Genomic DNA, 21,798 nt, shown 5'->3' with positions numbered 1-21,798 from the left:
AGGTTTTGGTTTGATGAAATTTATTTTTGTGATAAAAATTGATGAAATCGATTTGACAGCGGATAAACTGAGAAATTAAGACAATAAAAGTCTTATTGAATTTACCATAAAAACATCTTCTAATAAAAACTACTCTTTATACCTCTTTTCTCCAGCATTAATTTCGGCATCAATAAAATTTTCTTTTGGTGGAATTGGACAGATATAACTCTCATTATATGCACAATAAAAATTATGAGCACTATTAAAATCAATTTCTATCGTATTATCGATTAATTTATCCTTCGGAATATTAATGAATCGTCCACCGCCATAAGTTTCTTTTCCACTTGTTAAATCTCGAAATGGCAACAAAAACTTCTCTCCTTCATCGAAAAGGCTCACAGTAAAAGTTTTTCCATTTATCGAAAAAATAGCTTTCCCAGCTTTCTTGATTTCACTTTGTGTACTATCAGTCATCAAAATCATGCCTTGCTCGGACGAATTAATTGCTTGAAAATCGGCATTCACAATAAACTTTGTATCGGCATCAAAATATTTTATTCCCGAAAAATCTTTTAAAGAAGCAATTGGCGAATCCTTTTCATCCATCAAATTGTGCAAGAAAACATCTCTTTGTTTCTGAACAGTTTCTGCATAACTTTCCGAACCACTCAATGAATAAAACATGATTCCGATGATGCCTAGAATCATTACTAACAAGAAAATTTTGTTTTTAAACATCTCTCAATAAATAATGTTTTGACAGATTTATCAAAACTTGTAAACAAAGTTGAAATCAATACTATTTAGTAAAAATACACAAAAACTATTCTTTTCTCCAAAGAATTTCCGTTATTCGCACCTTTAAAAAATAAAAAATATGTTTACTGGAATCGTAGAGGCATTGGCCCAAGTAGTGGAAATTAAAGCAGAAGGCACAAATCTAACTTTTACATTTGAATCGGCAATTGCAAACGAGTTAAAAATTGACCAAAGTGTGTCTCATAATGGCGTTTGTTTAACAGTTGTGCAGAATTCAACTCCCAATCAATATAGCGTAACTGCTATTGATGAAACATTGAAAAAGACCAATTTGGGCAAACTTAATATTGGTGATAAAGTAAACTTGGAGCGTTGTATGCCGGCAAATGGACGTTTTGATGGTCATATTGTGCAGGGACATGTTGACCAAACAGGCATTTGCACTGCTATTGAAGACCAAAATGGAAGTTGGTTAATTTCATTTGAATACGATGGTTCAAACAATAATATTACCGTTGAAAAGGGTTCGATTTGTATCAATGGTGTAAGTTTGACGGTTGTTAACTCAAAAGATAACGGATTTAGTGTGGCTATCATTCCTTACACTTGGGAACATACTAATTTTCATCAATTAAAAGTTGGTAGCATTATTAATTTGGAATTTGATATTCTGGGAAAATATATGCAGAAAATTCTATCTAGGAAATAGGTTATTTTATATTAAAAAAGGAAGCATTACTGCTTCCTTTTTTAATATCTATATTCAAGATTCTGAATAATTAACGATTTTCAATCGGTACAAACGGGCGTAAAGTTGCACCTGTATAAATTTGGCGAGGGCGACCGATTGGTTCTTTGTTAGCTCTCATTTCTTTCCACTGTCCAATCCAACCAGGAAGACGACCCAATGCAAACATTACTGTAAACATGTTTGTCGGAATTCCTAATGCACGATAAATGATACCTGAATAGAAATCAACGTTTGGATATAATTTTCTTGAAACGAAATAATCATCGTGTAAAGCGGCTTCTTCCAATCCTTTAGCAATTTCAAGAACTGGGTCGTTTACGCCCAATTTCTCTAAAATATCGTCGGCTGCTTTTTTGATAATTTTGGCACGAGGGTCAAAGTTTTTATATACTCTGTGGCCAAAGCCCATTAAACGGAAACCAGAATTTTTATCTTTCGCTTTATTTACAAACTTCATTACATCTCCGCCATCAGCTTTGATTTCTTCTAGCATTTCAATTACTTCTTGGTTTGCTCCACCATGCAATGGCCCCCAAAGTGCCGAAATTCCTGCCGAAATCGATGAGTAAATATTTGCTTTTGACGAACCTACCAAACGAACAGTTGAAGTAGAACAGTTTTGCTCGTGGTCAGCATGAAGAATCAATAATTTGTTCAAGGCTGCTGAAACTACTGGGTCAACATGATAATCTTCCACTGGCAATGAAAACATCATGTGCAAGAAATTAGAACAATAGTCTAATGAGTTTTTTGGGTAATTTATTGGATGTCCGTGTGATTTTTTATAACACCAAGTTGCCAAAGTTGGGAATTTCGCCAACAAACGAATGATATGAGTTTCAGTACGGTCTGGAGCTTTATCATCGTACGAGTCAGGATAAAAACCACTCATCGCACTTACTAATGATGACATAACGCCCATTGGATGAGCATTTACTGGAAAACCGTTGAAAATTCTACGCATATCTTCGTTCACAATGGTGTGCGTACGAATATCATGTTCAAACTTATTGTACTGCTCGCTAGTTGGCAATTCTCCATAAATAAGTAAATAAGCAACTTCTAAAAAGTTAGCTTTTTCGGCAAGATCTTCAATAGAATAACCACGATAGTGAAGAATCCCTAATTCGCCATCTAAAAACGTAATGGCACTTTTTGTTGCACCTGTATTTTTGTAACCGCTATCAATCGTTATGTAGCCTGTTTCGTCACGAAGTTTGGCAATATCAATTGCTTTTTCACCTTCTGTACCTTCAATGGTAGGATATTGGTACGATTTACCGTCAAGTATTATTTCTGCTGTGCCAGCCATAAGAAACATTAAGATTATTTTGTATTACTGAAATCTGCTGATGAATTATTCTGTTAATTCAAGGACAATATTAATAAAAAAAGAGCAAAAATTATCGCTTGCAGAAAAATATTTGTCAAGGCAACAATAATTTAATCAACCATTCCCAAATTACTGTATTTTTTTGCAATTTCTAATACTTTTATAACTGTTTATCTACCAAAAAAGTTTGCTTAATTTCTATAGATAGCAATCTTTTCAAGTTTTTTTTGTAGCTTCACTTTTCAGAAAATACTTTAGTTATGCTAACCGCGATTTTAATTGATGACGAGAAAGGTTGCTTAGATACACTCGAAATCGAACTTCAAACTTACTGCCCCGATGTTAAAGTTTTGGCCAAATGCCAATCTGCCGAAAAAGCCCTTGAAGTTTTAGAAACACTCGTTCCTGATATGATTTTTTTGGATATAAGTATGCCACAAATCAATGGTTTTGATTTGCTATTGAAAATTCCAAAAATAAACTTTGAAGTCATTTTCTGTACCGCTTATGATGCATTTGCACTTACGGCCTTTGAGTTTTGTGCAATTGATTATTTGCTTAAACCTGTTTCAAAAGATAAGTTGACACGAGCTGTCGATAAGGTTCGACAAAAGCAACATAAACAAGTAGATATGCAAAATTTGGAACTCCTTTTGGCCAATATGAGGGGGGGCATTCATCATAAACCAAATGTTGCAGTTCCGACACCCGAAGGCTTAGAATTTATCTCCATAACAGATATTATTTATGCCGAAGCTGACGGAAATTACTCACGAATTTATATGCTCAATAAAGAAAAAATCTTGATTTCTCGTACCCTCAAAGATTTAGAATCACTTTTATCGAATCACCCATTTATTCGTATTCATCAATCGTATTTAGTCAATATGGCTTATATAAAAAAATATGTTAAGGGTGAAGGCGGTTACGTAGTAATGACCAATGGGGCAACTTTGCAGGTTTCGAGAGCTAATCGAATAAAATTAATGGATTTGGTACGTTAGTTTTCCAATAATTCACCTTAAACCAAAATTGATATTTTGCGTTTTTTATTACTATTTATCGCTTTCCTATTCATGGAATTTCGTGCCAGTTTTGCCCAAGAAACTGAACCAATAATTCTTTCGCAAAACCTCAATTATGAAGGACAAATAGACGGAGCGAATAATACAACTCTTTTCATTGATTCGACTGGAAAAATCTCTCTGAAAAAGATTCACAAAGCAACTTTTATTCCTTTATCAAAATTTAAGTTTCAGCAAATTTCGACAGAATATAGCCATTTTAATTTTTGGTTAAAAGTTACCATTATCAATCCAAGCGATTCGACCATAAATCTTTTGTTTAATTCAGGAGTACATAAAAGTATTGAGGTTTTCAGAAAAATAAATGGACAATACAGAAGCCTTCAACTAACCAACCAATACTTGCTTCCTCATCAACGACCTTACCGATTCGACGAACAATATTTACCTTTGAGTTTTGAAGCAAAACAAACTTACGAACTCCTCATAAAAGTTACTGAGCATCCACAACTTTACTTCAATCTCAAATCAAGATTTGTTAGTTATTCATACGAATATGCCGACAAAATTCGGGCATTTTATGACGAATACATCTATCTCGTAAATGATGGCATTTACATTTCAATCTTGCTTTTTATTGCCACTTATATGTTTATTTTGTTTTTTACAGAGAAGAAAAAATACTATCTCTACTACGGTTTTTATTTGTTTTTTCTCTTATTATTTGCGTTTTGGGCCATTGAACATTCGCCGTATATCGTTCTTATTTTTAGTTATATTCCTGCTCTCAAGTTTTCAGGAAACAACAATACGTATCTGATTATTACCAATATTTTTTATTTTTTATTTATCAATGACTTTCTTGAATTACATAAAATAGCTCCAAAATTTAGTAGAAATATCATATTTTACGTCAAATATTTACTCGGAAGTCTCTTGATAATTGACACTTTTGTCAGTTTTGTTTTGAAAGATTATTCGCTTGGCGGCAAAATCTGGATTTTAACACAACCACTTATTGCTTCCATGGGAATTTATGGTACAATTCAATTATATTTATTGAAAGGACCATTTCTAAGATATATTCAGATTGGTAGTACCGCGTTAATTCTTGGAGCAATTTCTGGTTTTCTCGAACAATTACTGCTCATAAAACCTGCTGATAATGTAATTATGAGACTTTCGCCAAGTTTTCCATTAAATTATGGTGTTTTGATTGAGATTTTTTGCTTTTCAATGGCTTTGGGCTACAAAACTTGGCTTTCTCAAAGAAATAGAAATCACTTGATTCGCTCGGTAAAAGAGTCTGAATTACGCACTTTACGTGCTCAAATTAATCCCCATTTTGTGTTTAACAGCTTAAATTCAATCAAAGGATATATTCTGAAACATCGGCAATTAGAAGCAGCCGAATATTTGACCGATTTTTCGACTTTAATGCGAGCCATTTTACAACAATCGAAAGAAAAATTTATTTCACTAAACGACGAACTACAAACAGCTTTACTTTACATAAAACTAGAAAATCTACGCTTTGAAGACGGTTTTACATTTACCTATTTCATTGACCAAAACATTAATTCTGAAGAAATCTTAACACCACCTATGTTGCTACAACCATATCTTGAAAATGCCATCAAACATGGTTTAATGAGCAAAAATAGCGACCGAATTTTAGGTTTGAGCATTAGAAAAAAAAATGAAGAAGAAATTGTCATAACGATTGATGACAATGGCATTGGTCGTGAACAAGCATTTTCAAATCAACAAAATTCACTCAAAAACCAAGCAATGGGCATGCATATAAACAACGAACGATTGCAGCTTTTGGGCGTTACCAACGATTTACATATTTCGATAAATGTAATTGATAAAAAATCAACAAACGGAAATTCAGAAGGAACAAAAGTAGAAATCACTTTGCCGATTTAGTATTTTGAAAAATAACCATCAAAATATCAATCATTTTATCACATCTAAATTTTCAATTTTTAGTCGAAAATTTAGCAAGAAATCTTTGTTGTTATTTATATTATTTATCGTTTTAGCAAATAATTCTGCCTTTTCTCAAATAAATATTTCTACAAAACTCGAAAAAAGCGGTTTTTTAGATTGTAGCTCTCAAAGTTTACTTTTGGTCGATTCGTCTGCTAAAATACCTTTACAGGCAATACTTCAACAGCCATTTTCGCCGATTCAGCAAATAAAAATCCCGAAAAGTTTGGAAAGTGCTTATCGTTATGATTTTTGGTTGAAATTTATCATCAAAAACCCTACTTCTGATACACTTGATTTATTATTTACGACTGGTTTACACCAATCTACGCAATTGTTTCAATTGCACAAAAATCGTCTCGTGAAAGTCAGCGAAACAAATGAAAAATTATTGCCAAACCAACGGCTATTTCGCTCTGATGACCAATATATACCCGTTCGTTTTTTACCTAATCAAGTTTATGTTTTTTTTGCTAAAATAAATGATTATCCTAGAGTTGACTTTAATATTCGACCACTTTTGGTTAGTTATCAGTGGGAAAATTATCATAAAGTAAAAGCTTTTTATGACGAATATGTTTTTTTAATTGCTTATGGATTGATAATTCCAATATTATTTTTTGTGGCTTTATTTGTAATTATTTTTTACTTGCTAGACCGCCAAATATATTATTTATATTATGCTTTTTATACCATTTCGATTGGCTTATTTAATCTCTGGGAATATGAGCATTCTCCTTATACTCATCTGGTTTTCAGCTACTTAACTTTTTTAAAATTTACTGGAAACAGTAATATTTATGTTTTTTTAACGCATATTTTTTATTTCTTATTTATTTTTGAATTTCTTGAACTCAAGAAGAAATCTCCTACAATTGCCACTGTTTTTCGTTCGGTAATTATCTCTTTAAGTGCTATTTTATTGGCCGATATTATCATTTTATTTGTGTTCAAACGCTTAGATTGGAGTACAAGTATTTATTGGACTTTCCAAGATATTTTCCCATTCCTTAATGTTGGATTATTAATCATGATATTTCAGACAAAAGGTCGGATTGTACGAAATATTCAGATTGGCAGTACTTTCCTAATGATTGGCGGCTTCGCTGGTTTTATGACGCATTATACGAATAATATTTCGTTTGTATTGTTTCGTGTTGACCCTAGTATTTTGTTTGTTGTGGGAACTTTGATGGAAATTTTCTTCTTTTCGATTGCTATTGGTATCAGAAGTTACACGATTCAGAAGGAACAAAAATCGTTGTATAAATCAATTATGGAGTCGGAACTCCGTATGTTACGCTCTCAAATAAATCCGCATTTTGTGTTTAATAGTTTAAATTCGATTAAAAGCTATATTTTGACGCATCGTTCAACGGAAGCTTCTGAATATTTAACCGATTTTTCAACCTTGATGCGTTCTATTCTTCAATATTCAAAAGAACAGCTTATTTCGTTGTGTAACGAACTTGAAACAACTTTACTATACGTAAGCCTTGAACAACGCCGTTTTAACGATGATTTTAAGTTTATTTATCAAATTGAGGTGGGTATTGATACAGATGAAATCATGATTCCGCCAATGCTCTTACAACCTTACATTGAAAATGCAATTAAACACGGATTGATGAATAAGGAAGGAGTCCGAACCTTAACTTTGAGTATTTCAAAGCAAATAACACCATCAAGACAAATCATAATTATCATTGATGACAATGGAATTGGTCGAGAAAAAGCATCATTACTACGTAAAAACACACCGAAACACCAATCAATGGGCATGAGTATCAATGATGAACGAATTAGCTTGTTGGGTAAAACGAATGATTTTCTGATTAATATAAAAATTGTAGATAAAAAAACGAGCAATCAAGAAGCAGAAGGCACAAAAGTGATTATACGTATTCCGACTGAGTAAAAATACTTTGCTCAACTTTTATTCCTGCCAAATAATAAGTCAAACCTACCAAATATCCACCAAAACAACCAAATAATAAATACACCTATCATTATGAAAGGTTTCTTTGCAAATTTGAGATCTCAATAATCTCTAAAAGCCATGAAAACTTTTTTTACTAAACCCAGTTTTTGCGACCCTCAACTTATTTGGTTTGACCACGGAAAAACCTGTATCCGTCCTGACGAAGTAGTTTATTTGAGTAGTCTTGAAAACTACACAGAATTTCATCTACGTTGCGGTAAAAAAGTGATTTCATCTCGAACACTTAAAATCCATGAATCACAACTTTTAGCAAAAGGAAAATTTGCCCGTATTCACCGAAAATTCATGCTAAACCTTCAGTATCTCAAGCATATTGAACGGCACGGAGAAGAGCATTTTGCTCACCTCACAACGGGCGATAAAATTGTTGTTTCGAGAAGAAAAGCCAAATCATTTGGTAGCAATTAGTCTTTCCAGTCTAATGGTCGACGAGCTGTTCGATACGGACTTTCATTACAAACTGCACATTCAACATCAAAAGGATAGCTTATCAAACCTGTACTATAGGGTGGTAAACTAATGTTATTTCTTTGGATAAAAACCGCTTTTTGCTTCACTGCCGATACTTGAAAATAACCGAGCATTGGTTTGCTAGCATCTGTGAGATTTTTGATATTGCCTCGAATAGTTGCTGGGGCAGTATCAAAAATTCCACCTGAATTATTGGCTTGAGCCTTTACATTTGACCAAAATAAGTAAGCCTCCTTTGATAAACTCATTTGTTCGACCAAAATATAATATGGAGATGTGTCATCGTATGGAATCTGTCCGATATTTTGTTTGGCCAAAGTTCTTCCATTAACCAGTTTATCTGAAGCAACATTTACACAACCTAAACATTGGGTAATATTCCAACAATCATCGCAGCATTTTCTGAAAAATCTTTGTGGTGGGTCTGTGCGAGGAACAGTATAAACTTCGCAATAATTGGCTTTTTGATAGTTTTTCCAAGTCCAACGATAATAATCTCCTTCTGAAACTGGGTCTTTTATATCAAGAAATACATTAAAAGTTCCGCGGTATTGTGGGCGAGGCGTTGTAATTGGTTTGTATTCAGTATAAACTTTTTCAATTGGTGGAGAAAAACGCATCGTTTCTGCATTACTTGCATATTCAACTCCATCGCTTGTGCGAACGTGTAACGTGTAAGCATTTCCAATTTGCCCACGAAAACCATCAGGGGTGCTAAATTGCCCTCGATTTAAGTCAATTAAATCAGTATGAATATTTTTTGAGTCGGTTATCCAAACTTTCGCCGCATTTACATATTTATCAAAAACACTTTCCGAGCTGTTATAACCTGCCGAAAAACTTAAAACAAAATAATGCGGGCCTGGTTGGTCGGTTAAAGTTCCTTCAAAAACTATTGACGGAATGCCTCCTTTCAACTTGGGGTCAAAAACATCGACACAAGCGATGAGACAAACACTAAAAATTGCAATAAAAAATTGTGTTAAAAATTTCATTAGTATATTCGGGTAATAGCTTTCTAAAATTTAAAATTGTACGAAATCGAAGGAATCATTGAGCCTAAAATTGATAATTTATAAATATCAACCCGATTATAATATTGTGCATATCTAGTTTTGGTTCTAAAAAAAACAGAATAAGCATTTCGAGTATTAAGAACATTATAAATCGAAAAATTCCAACTGCCTTTAAATCGTTTTATCTTGTATGGGTCAGCGTCAATATTCATGGCTAAATCTAATCGAACATAATTCGGAATATTAGCCTGATTTCGATTAGCAAAATACGGAACGACTAATCCACCAACATAAAATTTAGCAGATGGATAAGTTATTGGGCGGCCAGTACTAAAAGTAAAATTAGTAGAAAACGATATTCGTTTCGTTGCTTGATAACTTCCAATAAAATTTAAAATATGCGGTTTATTATAATTTGGAGAGAAATATTGTCCATTATTAATAGTTTCTTCTTCAAACTGTCCTTTCACTAAAAATTGCGTTTGAGAATATGTATAGCTCATCCAGCCCGTTAGAAGGCCAATATTTTTCTTGATATAAAATTCTGCACCGTATGCACGCCCCGTTCCTTGAAGAATAGACGCTTCAGGAAAATTATCCAATAACAAATTAGCTCCATCTTTATAATCAGCCACGTTGGTGAGATTTTTGTAGAAAAATTCAATCGAAGCTTCTATTTTATTATCCGATAAATTCTGAAAATAACCGATTGAAATTTGGTCAGCAATTTGGGGTTTTACATATTTATCGGCTGATTTCCAACGAGCAGTTGGCAAAGCTGCCGTAGTATTTGAAATTAGCTGAATATATTGTCTCATTCGGTTCAAACTCAACTTGATGGAAGCATTTTCATTAAGTGAATATTTCGCCGAAAAACGTGGTTCAAAACCACCATACGCCTGCGTTATTTTTCCATTAGCATAAAATGTTGAATCTGTCAATGTTTCAATACTTTTAGGCAATCCAGCTTGATAATTATAAATATAGCCTGTTCCACGATTCATAAAATAAGAATATCGAAGACCAACCAAAACCGAAAACTTCTTATTGATTTCATATTCGTCATTGAGATAAATGGCTGATTCTATGGCATTTTCATTGCGAAGCGTAATTGGATTTATTTGTGAGGCGATGTTTTGAGGGCTCAATTTGCCTGGTTGAATCTGATAATCAATCGTGCTGAAACCAAAGTCAATTTTTTGTGTTTCGGAAGGCAAATAATTAAAATCTAGTTTCAGGTTTTTATAAATAATATTAGATTCCAATTTAAAAGCCAAAGCCGAATCTGGATTGATAATATTAGCGTCGTATCGGCTATAAATTCCTGAAATTTTTGAATTTAATTTGGCATTATAAGAATGAACCCAAGCAAGGGTGGCGTTGGTTGTACGCCAATTGAAAAGCGATGAAGACGCATTTACTTCCAAATTGGCTAATGAATCTCCTGCCACCTTAAATTTGTCAAAACCCGTAAAACCAGTAAGAGCGATTTTATCTTTTTTTGTGGGGCGAAACTCCACTTTTGCTGTTACATCATAAAAATCAGCTTTCGTGTTTTTAATATTTTGTTGAGGCAAAAGTTTAAACAAATAACCAACATAAGAATACCGACTTGCCACAAAAAATGACATCCGTGAATCCTTATTTTTATCTCTAATAATCGGACCTTCAAGCATGAGTCTGCTACTAACTAAACCAACGCCACCTTGACCAGCAAACTGCTGTGCATTGGCATCTTTTAAATTAATATTTAGCACAGATGCAGTTCGTCCGCCATATTGAGCAGGAATTCCTCCTCTATAAAAATTCATATCTCGCAATGCATCAGGATTAAAAACAGAGAAAAAACCCATCAAGTGCGAAGCATTAAAAACAGGAGCATTATCCATTAGGATAAGATTTTGGTCAATATTTCCTCCTCTTACATTAAAACCCGAAGCCCCCTCTCCCACGCTCGCAACACCAGGAAGCGAAAACAGACTTTTGATAATGTCTAATTCACCCAAAAGTGTGGGTAGTTTCTTGATATTTTTAATGCTCAAATTCGTTACACCTGTTTCTAACCTTTTGACGTTTTGCGAGGCACTATTAGCCGAAATCACCACTTCGTCTAAATCGCTGGCTTTTTCATCCATAATAATATCCATGTGCAGGTTGTTTTCAATATCGACCCTTTGATGTTTTGTAAAAAAACCTTGATAAGAAACCGTTATATTGAAAGTGCCTTTAGGAACTAAAAGTTGATACCGTCCAAGCGTATCCGACAATGAACCATAGCCTGTTTCATCGACATAAATGGCCGCTCGTGGCATAGGTTTATCGTTGCTACTTTGTCTAATTACTCCCGAAAGTGTAAATTTTCGTTGTGCGTAAGAAGTTGATAGTGAGAAACTTAAATATAAAAAAAGAAAAACGCTTATTCCAAATATAACTTTCTTCATAAAATTTGTTGATGTATTTTTATTTTAATCTATACTCATGCTATCATTCAGAAATGGCAACAAATGACTTCAAAAATTTTACTCAAATCTTAAATGTTTGACTGATTCGCCCGAATTTGCTAATTCATCCAAAGAATCAATGCCGATTTGTAAATGTTTTTCTACGAAATTACCTGTTACTTTCTTATCACTTTCCTCTGTTTTTACGCCATCTGGCGTCATCGGATTATCTGAAACAAGTAGTAACGCACCATGCGGAATGGCATTTACAAAACCAACTATAAAAATAGTGGCCGTCTCCATATCAATTGCCATGGCTCTAAGTTCACGCAAATAATCTTTAAATGTAGCATCATGCTCCCAAACTCGGCGATTTGTTGTATAAACAGTACCAGTTTGATAGTCTAGTTCATGTTTTTTAATCATCGAACTCACTGCTCTTTGCAAACGAAACGACGGTAAAGCAGGAATCTCAGGACGAGCATAATCATTGCTTGTGCCATCGCCTCTGATTGCTGCAATTGGCAAAATCAAATCTCCTAATTGGGTTGATTTTTTTAATCCTCCACATTTTCCGAGAAAAAGAACCGCTTTTGGGGAAACTGCCGAAAGTAAATCCATCACAGTGGCAGCGACTGCACTTCCCATTCCAAAATTAATGATTGTAATATTTCCAGCAGAAGCCGTCTGCATTGCACGGTCTTTTCCTTTTATTTCGACATTATATTTTTGAGCGAATAACTCAACGTAATTTCCAAAATTTGTGAGCAATATATATGGTCTAAACTCTTCGAGTGGTGTACCAGTGTAGCGTGGCAACCAGTTTTTAACAATGTCTTCTTTTGTTTGCATAATATTAATGACGTAAATTTGTTGTGAAATGCTTTAATAAACTGAAAGTAGAAAATTTTTTGACGTTTTTTAGCTACAAGTCAAGATATTAGAGACTAAAAGCCAAAAACTTTTCAAATAGTTCCTTACGATATAAAATTTATCCAGAAATGGTTAATCTGAATCTTCCTTCATATACTTACAAAACTAAGGAAATTGAAGGCAAAACCTATATTTTTGATATTATACGTAAAAAATATTTGGTACTGACTCCTGAAGAGTGGGTCAGGCAGCATTTTATCAATTTACTCATTACACACTACGGTTTTTCAAAAAACCTTCTTCGCCTTGAAGGCGGATTAGCTTACAATCGCTTGCAAAAACGCACCGATATTGTGGTTTTTGATAAAGATGGAAGTCCATTTTTGTTGGTAGAATGCAAAGCTTTCGATGTTCCAATCAATCAAGCAGTTGTTGAGCAAGCCTCTCGATATAACCTTACGATGAAATGTCCTTTTGTAGTCGTTACGAATGGAATCAACACATTTTGTTTCAAAATTAATTTTGACAACGGTACATTTATACAAATCAAAGACCTTCCAAAAGGTAATAATTGAGTAAAAAGCACTAATTATTTTCAAAAAGAAATTATTTTAAAAGAAAATATTAATTTTTCTTCTCTACATTTTTCATTTCATATTATTATCAGTACCTTTGCACCCTCATTTTGAGAAAAATAAATTTTATCATTTAACACTGTTTTTAGTATGTTTCAAAACCAGTATGAGACAGTTTTCATCCTAACTCCCGTTTTATCTGAAACTCAGATAAAGGAAGCTGTCGAAAAATTCAAAAAAACATTGACTGATTCAGGTGCAGAAATCGTTCACGAAGAACATTGGGGACTTCGTAAATTGGCCTACACTATTCAGCACAAGAATACGGGGTATTATCAATTAGTTCAATTCAAAGCTGCTCCAACAACTGTTGCAACTTTAGAAACTGAGTACAAACGTGATGAGCGTGTGATGCGTTATTTGACTACGAAATTAGACAAATATGCCATTGATTATAGCGAACGCCGTAGCAAAGGCTTAATTGGTAGAAAAAATGTAGAATCAGCTCCAAAAGCGGAAGCATCAACCGAAACACAAAACTAAGATGAGAAACAACGCAATGTCACTCGTAAACGACCCTGTGGACAGAAAAGACCAGGCTCGCAAAAAATACTGCCGTTTCAAAAAAGCAGGTATTAAATATGTAGATTATAAAGATGCAAACTTTTTGTTGAAGTTTGTGAATGAGCAAGGAAAAATCCTTCCTCGTCGTCTTTCAGGCAATAGCCTTAAATTTCAACGTAAAGTATCGGTAGCAATCAAACGTGCAAGACACTTAGCTTTGATGCCATTCGTAGCTGACGGTTTGAAATAGTTCTGAGTTTTGAGTTCTGAATTTTGAATCACACGGTGGCTCATCATTCTTAATTTTAAATTCATAATTCATAATTTATAATTCATAATTGAAATGGACATAATATTAAAAACTGATATTGCTGGTCTTGGATATAAAAACGATTTGATTTCTGTAAAACCAGGATACGGTCGTAATTATCTAATTCCACAAGGTTTTGCTCAGTTAGCTACTGAATCAAACCGTAAGATTTTAGCTGAAAATCTTAAACAAGCTGCTCACAAAGCAGAAAAAATCAAGACTGCTGCTTTAACAATGGCAGAACAAATCGGAGAAATGGTTATCACTATTCCAATGAAAACTGGCGAAAGCGGTAAAATTTTTGGACGTGTGACTAACACTCAAATCTCTGATTACTTGAAAGAAAAAGGATTCGATATCGACCGCAAGAAAATTGCGATGGATGATGTGAAATTCATTGGTGATTTCTCAGCGATTCTTGACCTTCACAAAGAAGTTAAACACAAAGTTGCTGTTAGCGTTGTTGCTGAAGCGTAAGACTTTTGTTTGATATAAAAAAAGCGTGCATTTCTAATGAGATGCACGCTTTTTTATTTTTACCTTAAATTAATTTCTCTGTAATAGCTAACTTAATCAATTGAGCAGTATTCTGGACATCATATTTAGCAAGCATATTTTTTCGATGGCTACTCACAGTACTGACATCAACAAAAAGTAAATCGGCAATTTGCTGGTTAGTTAAACCATCTGCAATTTTCACTAATATTTCTTTTTCTCTACGTGTAAGTGAAGGCAACACTTTTTCGTCAGGCTTTTTGAGCGTTGTTGAAGCAGAGAGACTAAAATAGTTTTTTCTTTGAACAACTGTTCTGATAGCATCAACAATTTCATACTGAGCAGCATCTTTTAATATATAACCACTCGCACCGTTTTCAAGCATTTTTTTAATGATACCTTTTTCATTATTAATACTTAATGCGATTACATGAATATTTGAGAATTTTTCCTTGATCATTTTACAGAGGTCAATTCCATTAATGTCTGGCAAATTTATATCCAATACAATCACATCGGGTTGAATATAATTGAGTTTCGTTAGTAAATCTTTACCATTATCAAAATAATTTGAGCAATTGAGGTCTTTTTGACGCTCAAAAATTGCTTTTATACCTTCTGTAACAAGCGGATGGTCTTCAACCAAAAATATTTCAATCATACGCTTAACCTCATTTATTGTATAATAATTTACTAAAAATGACCTTATAAATCATATATTTTGAATCGGTATTTCAATATAATATGAGCAACCTTCGTTGGTTTTGGTCTGTAAATCAACTTTGCCTTTAAGGTACTCTATTCGGTGATATAGATTCAGAATACCCATGCTTTTGGATTTATTTACTTCTTTAGGGTCGAAACCAATTCCATTATCTTCGATTGTAATATTGATTTGGTTATTTTCTATCATTACTTGTACCATCGCTTCGGTAGCCTTTGAATGTCGAATTACATTAGTTGTTAATTCCTGAATTACCCGAAAAATTGTAGTTTTATAAATATTTTCTAAAAGAACTGTATCTAATCCAAAACTTTGATAAGTAAATTTGATACTAATATTTTCAGAAATTGTATGAATATAATCTCTCAAAGCATCTTGAATACCTAATTTAACTAAACTTTCTGGCATCATATTGTGCGATACTCGCCTCAACTCTGCAAGAGACGAATCCAATAAATTCATACTTTTTTCAAATGCCAAAGCGTGTTCTTCTTGAAGTATAAATGACTGTTTCATAGTAAGAAATGAATATTTAACACTTGATAATATCCCGCCAAGCCCATCATGCAAATCTTTTGCCAATCGGCTTCGTTCTTCATCTTGTCCTTGTAATACTGCTCGACTAGCCAATAACCGTTTTTCATTTTCAAGCTGTCGTAGTTTCTGTTCATGTAAAATCTGTTCCTGCTTCCTTATGCGATTGCGGTTATGTATCCACAAGCCAAAGAATATTAATGCCCCAACCAAAACAAAGACCGAAAAAATAAGCAAGCTAATCAATCGCTTTCTGTATTGATTTTCATCTGAAAGTTGTTTCAAAGCAACTTCCTTTTTTTCGGTTTCATATTTAGTTTCGAGTTCTTTAGTGTTTTTCATAATAGCATTGTTTAAGCTAATATTACGCAGTGAATCAGCTAAATTATTGTATTTTTCAGCCAAAATTGGGTCTTGATTATTGACTAAAAGCAGTTTAGCATATTGGATATAATATAGTTGTAAATGGTTGATATTCTTTAGTTTTTCGTCTTTTTCGACCGCTTTTTTAATATAATTGAGAGCTGTTGCGTAATTATGATTATAGTAATAAGCCACTGAAAGCCAATAATCAGCCAAAGAAGTTCGTTCGGCCGATTGAAGTTGTGGACTCAATTTAGCCAGTTCAGTAGCATGTTTCAGTAGGTTTTCAGAATGTTGGGTTTCAACATCGTGGTCACAAAAATTCTGTAATGCATCGGCCATTGCAATAGTATCATTAAGTTTATTTGCCAACGCAATGATTTGATTATTAACGGTTTCAGCTTCTTTTCTCCGTTTAAGTTTCCACAAAATACCCTCTTTGTTTATTAAATGACTCAGATAAAATCCATCTTCAAATTTTCGACTTATTGAAATCGCTTGATTAATGTATTTAAGAGCAGTTTCTTGTTTATCAGTTTGAGTAAAAACTGAACTCAAGTCATTATAAACATTGGCTGTCTTTATGCTATCTCGAAAAGATTCAAAAATAGGTAATGCTTTGAAATAATAGGTTGTTGCAGAATCGAGTTTTGGCATTAAGGCAAAAGTGTTTCCCATGTTTTCGTACATAATACCTTCACGCATTTTATCCTTTTTTTCGATACTAAGCCTCACTCCTTCCCGCAACAAAAGTAATGTTTGGTCATATTTCCCTTCTAGATTTAACAATTCTCCTTCACTTGAAAAGTATCGTACAATTCCACGTAAAAAAGACAATTTCTTGCTCAATTCGTAGCCTTCGAGGTAATATTTTCGGGCAGTTTTTATATCATTATAAGCATATTCATCTCCAATTTTATTTAACAATTTTACTCGATTTGTATCTTGTTTTGGGGATTTTAGTTTTTCGAGAAGCGGAGCTAATTCGCCCGTTTGTGCCATTGATTGAAAGCACAAAAACGAAATAATAAAGATACATAAAACTCTGTCTATCAGCTTCATAGTGTCAAGATTCTGCTTCTGAATAATGTTTCAAAGGTACTGCTTTATAAACTATTAAAATTCCCCCTTTTGGTGGAAAAAAAATAATTTTTCAACTTATAATTTTGACCCATCAATAAAAATAATCGAATCAACCATGAAAATACTCCATTTTATCGCCCTGCTTTTTTTTTCATTCATCGCAAACGCACAAAATTCAAGTATTAGACTGATTATGACTGGTGGTGCAAATGCAGGGAAATATACCACTAATTCGGAAAAAACTACTTGTAGTTGTGGACTAACTGGTGAAAAATCTTTTGGTAATCAATTTTCCCAAAAAGGTGCTAAAGACAATGAATTTTCAAGCCTCCAATTAATCATTGATGATAAAGATGCTGCCTTAAAAGGTACAAATACCTTTTATGTTAAAGTTGCTTTCGGAAAAATCTTAGTTGGCAAAAAGTATGAAATTGATGGAAGAAACAGCGGGATCGGCTTTACAAAAAAATTGGGAAAAGGCATTTGTACACTGACCAAACATGGTAAAAGCTACGATGCTCATATTGTTGGAGAAACAAGTGACGGTGTAAAGATAGAAGCCACTTTGGTTTGCAATAAAACAATGTTTAAGAAAAATGAACAATATATTGAAGAATAGACATGAAAAAGCTCCTTTTTACAACTATTTCAATGATTCTTAGCCACTTAGGCTTTGCACAATTATCAAATAAATTCCCACCTGAAACAATGGGTTATAAACCTGTTGGTAAAGCAGATTGCAACTCCCTAAATATGGCTGGTGTGCCACCAATGAATACTTGTTCACAAAAATATAGTAATCAGAAATTGACAATTACCATTACTCTGACTGAATACACCAAAGGCAATCCAACCATTGTGAGTGTAGGAGGAAATGACCAAGGAGATGACCCTTCGGTTGGCGGCTATTTTTACGAAAAAATTATAGTCGGGAGAGCAAAAGGAAGTATCACATTTATGAAAAACACAAAGATAGCAACTGCTTCAATGGCTATTGACGACAAAATAATCATTGATATAAATGGTGCCAATCAACCAAATATTGATGCAGTGAAGGCATTAGCCAAAGCGATGAAATTATAAATATAGCTCCTAAATTACTATGAAAACTATCTTATCTATCATATTTTTTATTGTGTTTCTTAACAAAACTTCAGCACAAGAAGGTCGCCCTGCATTGGTTTCGGAGACAAATGAGGACGAAAGAGTAAAAAATATTATCAAAAAGGCTTTCCCACACGATTTAGAAAATTGGGAAATAGAAGACGAATTAAAAACTGATGGAATTACGTGGTTTCATAATGGCGGGGAGGCTGCCAATAGCCCGTTTACACATCAATTTAAAATTAATTATAAACGAAAAAACGTAAGTGAGCAAGAACGTGAAAAGTGGAAGAAAGTTGCTGTTGATATACTTGGCATTCAGAAAATGATGGCAGAAACTGAGTGCGAAATCGTTGTTACGGTCAACTCTTTTTTTACAGAATTTGAAGCCGAAAATCTACAAATAAAAGTCGTCTCACCATTTAATATAAGCTTGGTAGGTCCGTTTGAAGCCAAATACTTCATGGGAAATGGCTGGAAAATAAGTAAACATGAAAGTTTAGAAGAGAATCGAAGGAATTATGTAGTAGAAACTTCGATTAATAAGGGCGTTCCAATGACTCAAATTCAGACGATCCATTTAGATTGTACAGGTTCACCTTCCGTCGTTGATTACTTTCTAAAAAACACCGATTTAAAAGCAATACAAGCTTTAGTTGGGCAAAACAAAATTACCCAACCAACTAATAATCAGTCGATTATAAAAGAAAAACCACTAGCTAAACCATTGGAAGGGAACAATGAAATTGAATTTACACTCAATGGTGGAGATTTTAACAATCGAACTTTTAAGTTAAAACATTCTAAAGATGGTGAGTTTGGATACCTGCTCAATAATCATCCGAATCCAGCCATTACCGATAATGCTATGACAAGAATTCTGATTCAAGAAGACGATGATTTTACGACAAAAAACAAAACAGGCTTTCTTGATATTACGATTCCGTTTATCAGAAAAACAGGAGAATTTGAGGTTTTTCAAGGTGCAGAAAAAACATCATTTACGGGTGGAATTAATTGTTGGGATGGTTGTGAATATAGTTTCGATGCCAATGAAATGAAAGTTAATGTTTCGAGATATGATGTTGTTGGCGGATTTATCGAAGGCACATTTGAAGGCGAAGTGACAGTAGGTTACAAAATAAATTTACCGCTTGATAATGAGCAAAAAAAACGCCCCAATGCCCAAATAAAAGGGAGATTTAAAGTTCACCGAAAAGAAGACAGGTATTAAAAATTTATATATTTCAATCTTAAAACTATGAAAAAACTTATTTTAATACTACTCGTTAGCATCTTTGCAGACTTAAAGCATATTAATGCACAAGCTCCCGTAGGCTGGAGTAAACAGCAATGGGACGAGGCTATTGCTGGAAAAGGCTCTAAACTGTACTTATATGCCGATAAAGACCTTTTAGAGTCTGCCGAAAGCAGTATGCTAAAGATTCAATTAATCAAAATTCCGAATATCGATCCAAATAATGAAACGCCACCCCTACACAAAGAGTTTCAATACCTAGATTTACCACTTGGTGAGGAAAATCCATATACAACTACCAATTGGAGAATAGTAGAAGGTGGAGGAAATATTGTCGAAATAGATAAAAATACTATCAGTTACACCGCTCCCAAAAGCAAGCCATCAACTGGCAAAATGGTTGTTTCAGTTGATTTAAATCCGAATAGTCCGAATCTTCCAAAAGTACAATTATTGAAAACTATTTTCTTCGTAGAAAACGAAAGTTCGTTTACGCTCAACATTCCTGCTATTGGTATCATCAATGCTAAATTTACAAATACGAGTAATGGTGGAATAGCGGGCTTATCGAAAGGAAATGTACCTCAAATGGCCTATGACGTTGCAAAATCAAAGGGATTTGACCTCAATGCTCTTACAAATAATGCTACTTATATCTATAATTTTAGTGAAAATAGTTCGGCCATAACATTTTCTGGATTAACCCTTGAGGGCATTGATGGTGGTAATAAAGAGGCGATTCCTAATGCTGGAATATTGGGAATATCTTATAAAGGAAAAGGCGTAGGTAGCTTCCCTTTGGCAGTTTCACAAAATGGAGGAAACGCTGGAATAGTTATGAGCTTTATGCAAAAAGGTTGTGGATGTAGTCGTGATGCCTATTCAGACAATGAAATTTATAACTGCACAGGAAATATAACGATTACAAAAGATGATGGAAAAACCATTGAAGGCAAATTCAACACCGCCATTTTTTCGGACGATGGTAATGGTCACGTTGTGCGAGGCCAATTGCAAGGAAAATTTAAAGCCATGAAAGCGAACTGAATTCGGATTTAACTCTCAATAAATTATACTCAAAGTATCATGAAAAAAATTTCAATTTTAATACTCAGCTTCCATTTAGTGAGTGCGTGCTTCGCCCAAGACATCAAAGCATATCAAAACTATGATTTTATAGCTGGTGATAAAATCATTTTTACAGATGATTTTTCAGATTCTCAAACTGGAGAATTTAGCACACACTGGAAACTCAACGGAGGTCAAGCTGTTGTAAATATTGCAGAAGACGAAAAAGCCTTTTTTATTACAAAATATTATACGGCCCTTTTGCCAAGAGTGAAGACACCGAACTACTTACCTAAAGAATTTACGATTGAGTTTGATACTTGGCTTGATGCTGCTTATGATTCAAATAATGGGGTAAGTATTTGCTTTAAAAATGGTGAAGATTGCTCAGTTCAAATTATTACCAATAACAGCCAATGGATTTGTTCAACCCCCGATGGAAGGCTAACAGGAGAACTCCCCAAAAGTTTGGTAAATGATGCGTATTTTAATAAATGGCATCACGTAGCCATTGCTGTAAAAGGTGGCCAAATCAAAATTTATTGTGACCAATATCGAGTTTTGGTTGTACCTGAAGTGAGTTTTAAAGCAAATATGCTAATTGTTACAGGCGATGCCAGTGATGGAATGAATATGATGTTTAAGAATTTTAAATTAGCGGCAGGAGGAGATATGAATATGATTGGCAAGGCTTTCACTGATGGAAAATATGTTTCGCATGGAATTAATTTTGATGTAAACAAATCGACGATTAAACCTGCTTCGATGGGAGAAATCAATTCAATAGCTAAGATTTTAAAGGACAATACAAACTTAAAAATAGAAATTAGTGGACATACAGATACAGACGGCGATGATGCTAGTAACTTGAAACTTTCAGAAGCTCGAGCCATAGCCGTAAAAAACCAGTTGGTTTCAATGGGAATTGATAGCAATCGACTCACAACAAAAGGCTATGGTGAGACAAAACCCATTACCTCAAATACAACTTTTGAAGGAAAAGCTGAAAATAGACGCGTGGAGTTTGTGAAGATGTAAAATAAAGAAGCAGTCGTTTTGGTTTAAACGA

Annotated in this window: 21 protein-coding genes; 14 read left to right on the top strand and 7 right to left on the bottom strand. The window is 33.8% G+C overall.

Features of this window, described 5'->3' with window-relative positions:
• Positions 1–129: 129 nt before the first annotated feature.
• A complete protein-coding gene (locus MJQ71_RS03240; RefSeq protein ID WP_238804394.1) occupies positions 130–723 on the bottom strand; it encodes a DUF1684 domain-containing protein in 594 nt (197 codons plus the stop codon).
• A gap of 139 nt (positions 724–862) precedes the next feature.
• On the opposite strand from MJQ71_RS03240, the gene MJQ71_RS03235 reads away from it, so the two are divergent.
• The gene (locus tag MJQ71_RS03235; RefSeq protein ID WP_238804393.1) at positions 863–1,453 is read left to right on the top strand and encodes a riboflavin synthase; all 591 of its coding nucleotides are present in this window, start codon (positions 863–865) and stop codon (positions 1,451–1,453) included.
• A gap of 70 nt (positions 1,454–1,523) precedes the next feature.
• Here MJQ71_RS03235 and MJQ71_RS03230 read toward each other — a convergent pair whose 3' ends face one another.
• Positions 1,524–2,807 (bottom strand): citrate synthase, encoded by a 1,284-nt coding sequence (locus tag MJQ71_RS03230; RefSeq protein ID WP_238804392.1) that lies wholly within the window; start codon positions 2,805–2,807, stop codon positions 1,524–1,526.
• A gap of 281 nt (positions 2,808–3,088) precedes the next feature.
• Here MJQ71_RS03230 and MJQ71_RS03225 point away from each other — a divergent pair, with 281 nt between their 5' ends.
• From MJQ71_RS03225 to MJQ71_RS03210, 4 genes are all read left to right on the top strand, one after another.
• Positions 3,089–3,832 carry a LytR/AlgR family response regulator transcription factor gene (locus tag MJQ71_RS03225; RefSeq protein ID WP_238804388.1) on the top strand — a complete coding sequence of 248 codons (744 nt, stop codon included), beginning with the start codon at positions 3,089–3,091 and terminating at the stop codon, positions 3,830–3,832.
• A 72-nt stretch (positions 3,833–3,904) separates the two neighbouring features.
• A complete protein-coding gene (locus tag MJQ71_RS03220; protein WP_238804387.1) occupies positions 3,905–5,785 on the top strand; it encodes a histidine kinase in 1,881 nt (626 codons plus the stop codon).
• An 88-nt stretch (positions 5,786–5,873) separates the two neighbouring features.
• On the top strand, positions 5,874–7,766 hold the full coding sequence (locus tag MJQ71_RS03215) for a histidine kinase (protein ID WP_238804386.1): 1,893 nt from the start codon (positions 5,874–5,876) through the stop codon (positions 7,764–7,766).
• Between the two features lie 141 nt (positions 7,767–7,907).
• Positions 7,908–8,258 carry a LytR/AlgR family response regulator transcription factor gene (locus tag MJQ71_RS03210; RefSeq protein ID WP_238804385.1) on the top strand — a complete coding sequence of 117 codons (351 nt, stop codon included), beginning with the start codon at positions 7,908–7,910 and terminating at the stop codon, positions 8,256–8,258.
• Here MJQ71_RS03210 and MJQ71_RS03205 read toward each other — a convergent pair.
• The 3 genes from MJQ71_RS03205 to MJQ71_RS03195 all read right to left on the bottom strand — a co-directional run bounded on the left by MJQ71_RS03205 (position 8,255) and on the right by MJQ71_RS03195 (position 12,630).
• Complete coding sequence (locus MJQ71_RS03205; RefSeq protein WP_238804384.1) at positions 8,255–9,316, bottom strand: DUF4249 domain-containing protein; 1,062 nt, start codon at positions 9,314–9,316, stop codon at positions 8,255–8,257. The genes MJQ71_RS03210 and MJQ71_RS03205 overlap by 4 nt on opposite strands.
• A gap of 23 nt (positions 9,317–9,339) precedes the next feature.
• Complete coding sequence (locus MJQ71_RS03200; RefSeq protein WP_238804383.1) at positions 9,340–11,778, bottom strand: TonB-dependent receptor; 2,439 nt, start codon at positions 11,776–11,778, stop codon at positions 9,340–9,342.
• Positions 11,779–11,856: 78 nt separating this feature from the next.
• The gene (locus MJQ71_RS03195) at positions 11,857–12,630 is read right to left on the bottom strand and encodes an AMP nucleosidase (protein ID WP_238804382.1); all 774 of its coding nucleotides are present in this window, start codon (positions 12,628–12,630) and stop codon (positions 11,857–11,859) included.
• Positions 12,631–12,779: 149 nt separating this feature from the next.
• Here MJQ71_RS03195 and MJQ71_RS03190 point away from each other — a divergent pair, with 149 nt between their 5' ends.
• The 4 genes from MJQ71_RS03190 to rplI all read left to right on the top strand — a co-directional run bounded on the left by MJQ71_RS03190 (position 12,780) and on the right by rplI (position 14,577).
• Positions 12,780–13,226 carry a type I restriction enzyme HsdR N-terminal domain-containing protein gene (locus tag MJQ71_RS03190; protein WP_238804380.1) on the top strand — a complete coding sequence of 149 codons (447 nt, stop codon included), beginning with the start codon at positions 12,780–12,782 and terminating at the stop codon, positions 13,224–13,226.
• Between the two features lie 150 nt (positions 13,227–13,376).
• Positions 13,377–13,769: a 30S ribosomal protein S6 gene (gene rpsF / locus MJQ71_RS03185; RefSeq protein ID WP_238804378.1), complete on the top strand. Its 393-nt coding sequence runs from the start codon at positions 13,377–13,379 to the stop codon at positions 13,767–13,769.
• Between the two features lie 16 nt (positions 13,770–13,785).
• A complete protein-coding gene (rpsR, locus tag MJQ71_RS03180; protein ID WP_238806397.1) occupies positions 13,786–14,040 on the top strand; it encodes a 30S ribosomal protein S18 in 255 nt (84 codons plus the stop codon).
• Positions 14,041–14,133: 93 nt separating this feature from the next.
• Positions 14,134–14,577 (top strand): 50S ribosomal protein L9, encoded by a 444-nt coding sequence (rplI, locus tag MJQ71_RS03175; RefSeq protein ID WP_238804375.1) that lies wholly within the window; start codon positions 14,134–14,136, stop codon positions 14,575–14,577.
• Positions 14,578–14,641: 64 nt separating this feature from the next.
• On the opposite strand, the gene MJQ71_RS03170 is transcribed toward rplI, so the two are convergent.
• Together MJQ71_RS03170 and MJQ71_RS03165 are read right to left on the bottom strand one after the other, a co-directional pair.
• Entirely contained in the window at positions 14,642–15,256 is a 615-nt protein-coding gene (locus MJQ71_RS03170; RefSeq protein WP_238804373.1) for a response regulator, read from the bottom strand.
• A 51-nt stretch (positions 15,257–15,307) separates the two neighbouring features.
• On the bottom strand, positions 15,308–17,218 hold the full coding sequence (locus tag MJQ71_RS03165) for an ATP-binding protein (RefSeq protein ID WP_238804371.1): 1,911 nt from the start codon (positions 17,216–17,218) through the stop codon (positions 15,308–15,310).
• Positions 17,219–17,414: 196 nt separating this feature from the next.
• Between MJQ71_RS03165 and MJQ71_RS03160 the strand changes: the two genes are divergently transcribed.
• Genes MJQ71_RS03160 through MJQ71_RS03140 form a run of 5 tightly spaced genes read left to right on the top strand, consistent with a single transcriptional unit; the run spans position 17,415 to position 21,767 of the window.
• Entirely contained in the window at positions 17,415–17,918 is a 504-nt protein-coding gene (locus MJQ71_RS03160; protein ID WP_238804369.1) for a hypothetical protein, read from the top strand.
• 2 nt (positions 17,919–17,920) lie between these two features.
• Complete coding sequence (locus tag MJQ71_RS03155; RefSeq protein ID WP_238804367.1) at positions 17,921–18,382, top strand: hypothetical protein; 462 nt, start codon at positions 17,921–17,923, stop codon at positions 18,380–18,382.
• Between the two features lie 19 nt (positions 18,383–18,401).
• On the top strand, positions 18,402–19,637 hold the full coding sequence (locus MJQ71_RS03150) for a hypothetical protein (protein WP_238804365.1): 1,236 nt from the start codon (positions 18,402–18,404) through the stop codon (positions 19,635–19,637).
• A gap of 27 nt (positions 19,638–19,664) precedes the next feature.
• Positions 19,665–20,708: a hypothetical protein gene (locus MJQ71_RS03145; RefSeq protein ID WP_238804363.1), complete on the top strand. Its 1,044-nt coding sequence runs from the start codon at positions 19,665–19,667 to the stop codon at positions 20,706–20,708.
• A 39-nt stretch (positions 20,709–20,747) separates the two neighbouring features.
• Positions 20,748–21,767, top strand: coding sequence for an OmpA family protein (locus MJQ71_RS03140; protein WP_238804361.1), 1,020 nt, complete (start codon positions 20,748–20,750; stop codon positions 21,765–21,767).
• The last annotated feature ends 31 nt before the right edge of the window (positions 21,768–21,798 follow it).

It is taken from the genome of Emticicia aquatica, from assembly GCF_923079645.1.
Classification (GTDB): Bacteria; Bacteroidota; Bacteroidia; order Cytophagales; family Spirosomataceae; genus Emticicia; species Emticicia aquatica.
The sequence above is the reverse complement of the archived record's forward strand: the minus strand, read 5'-3'. Positions and strand labels throughout refer to the sequence as shown.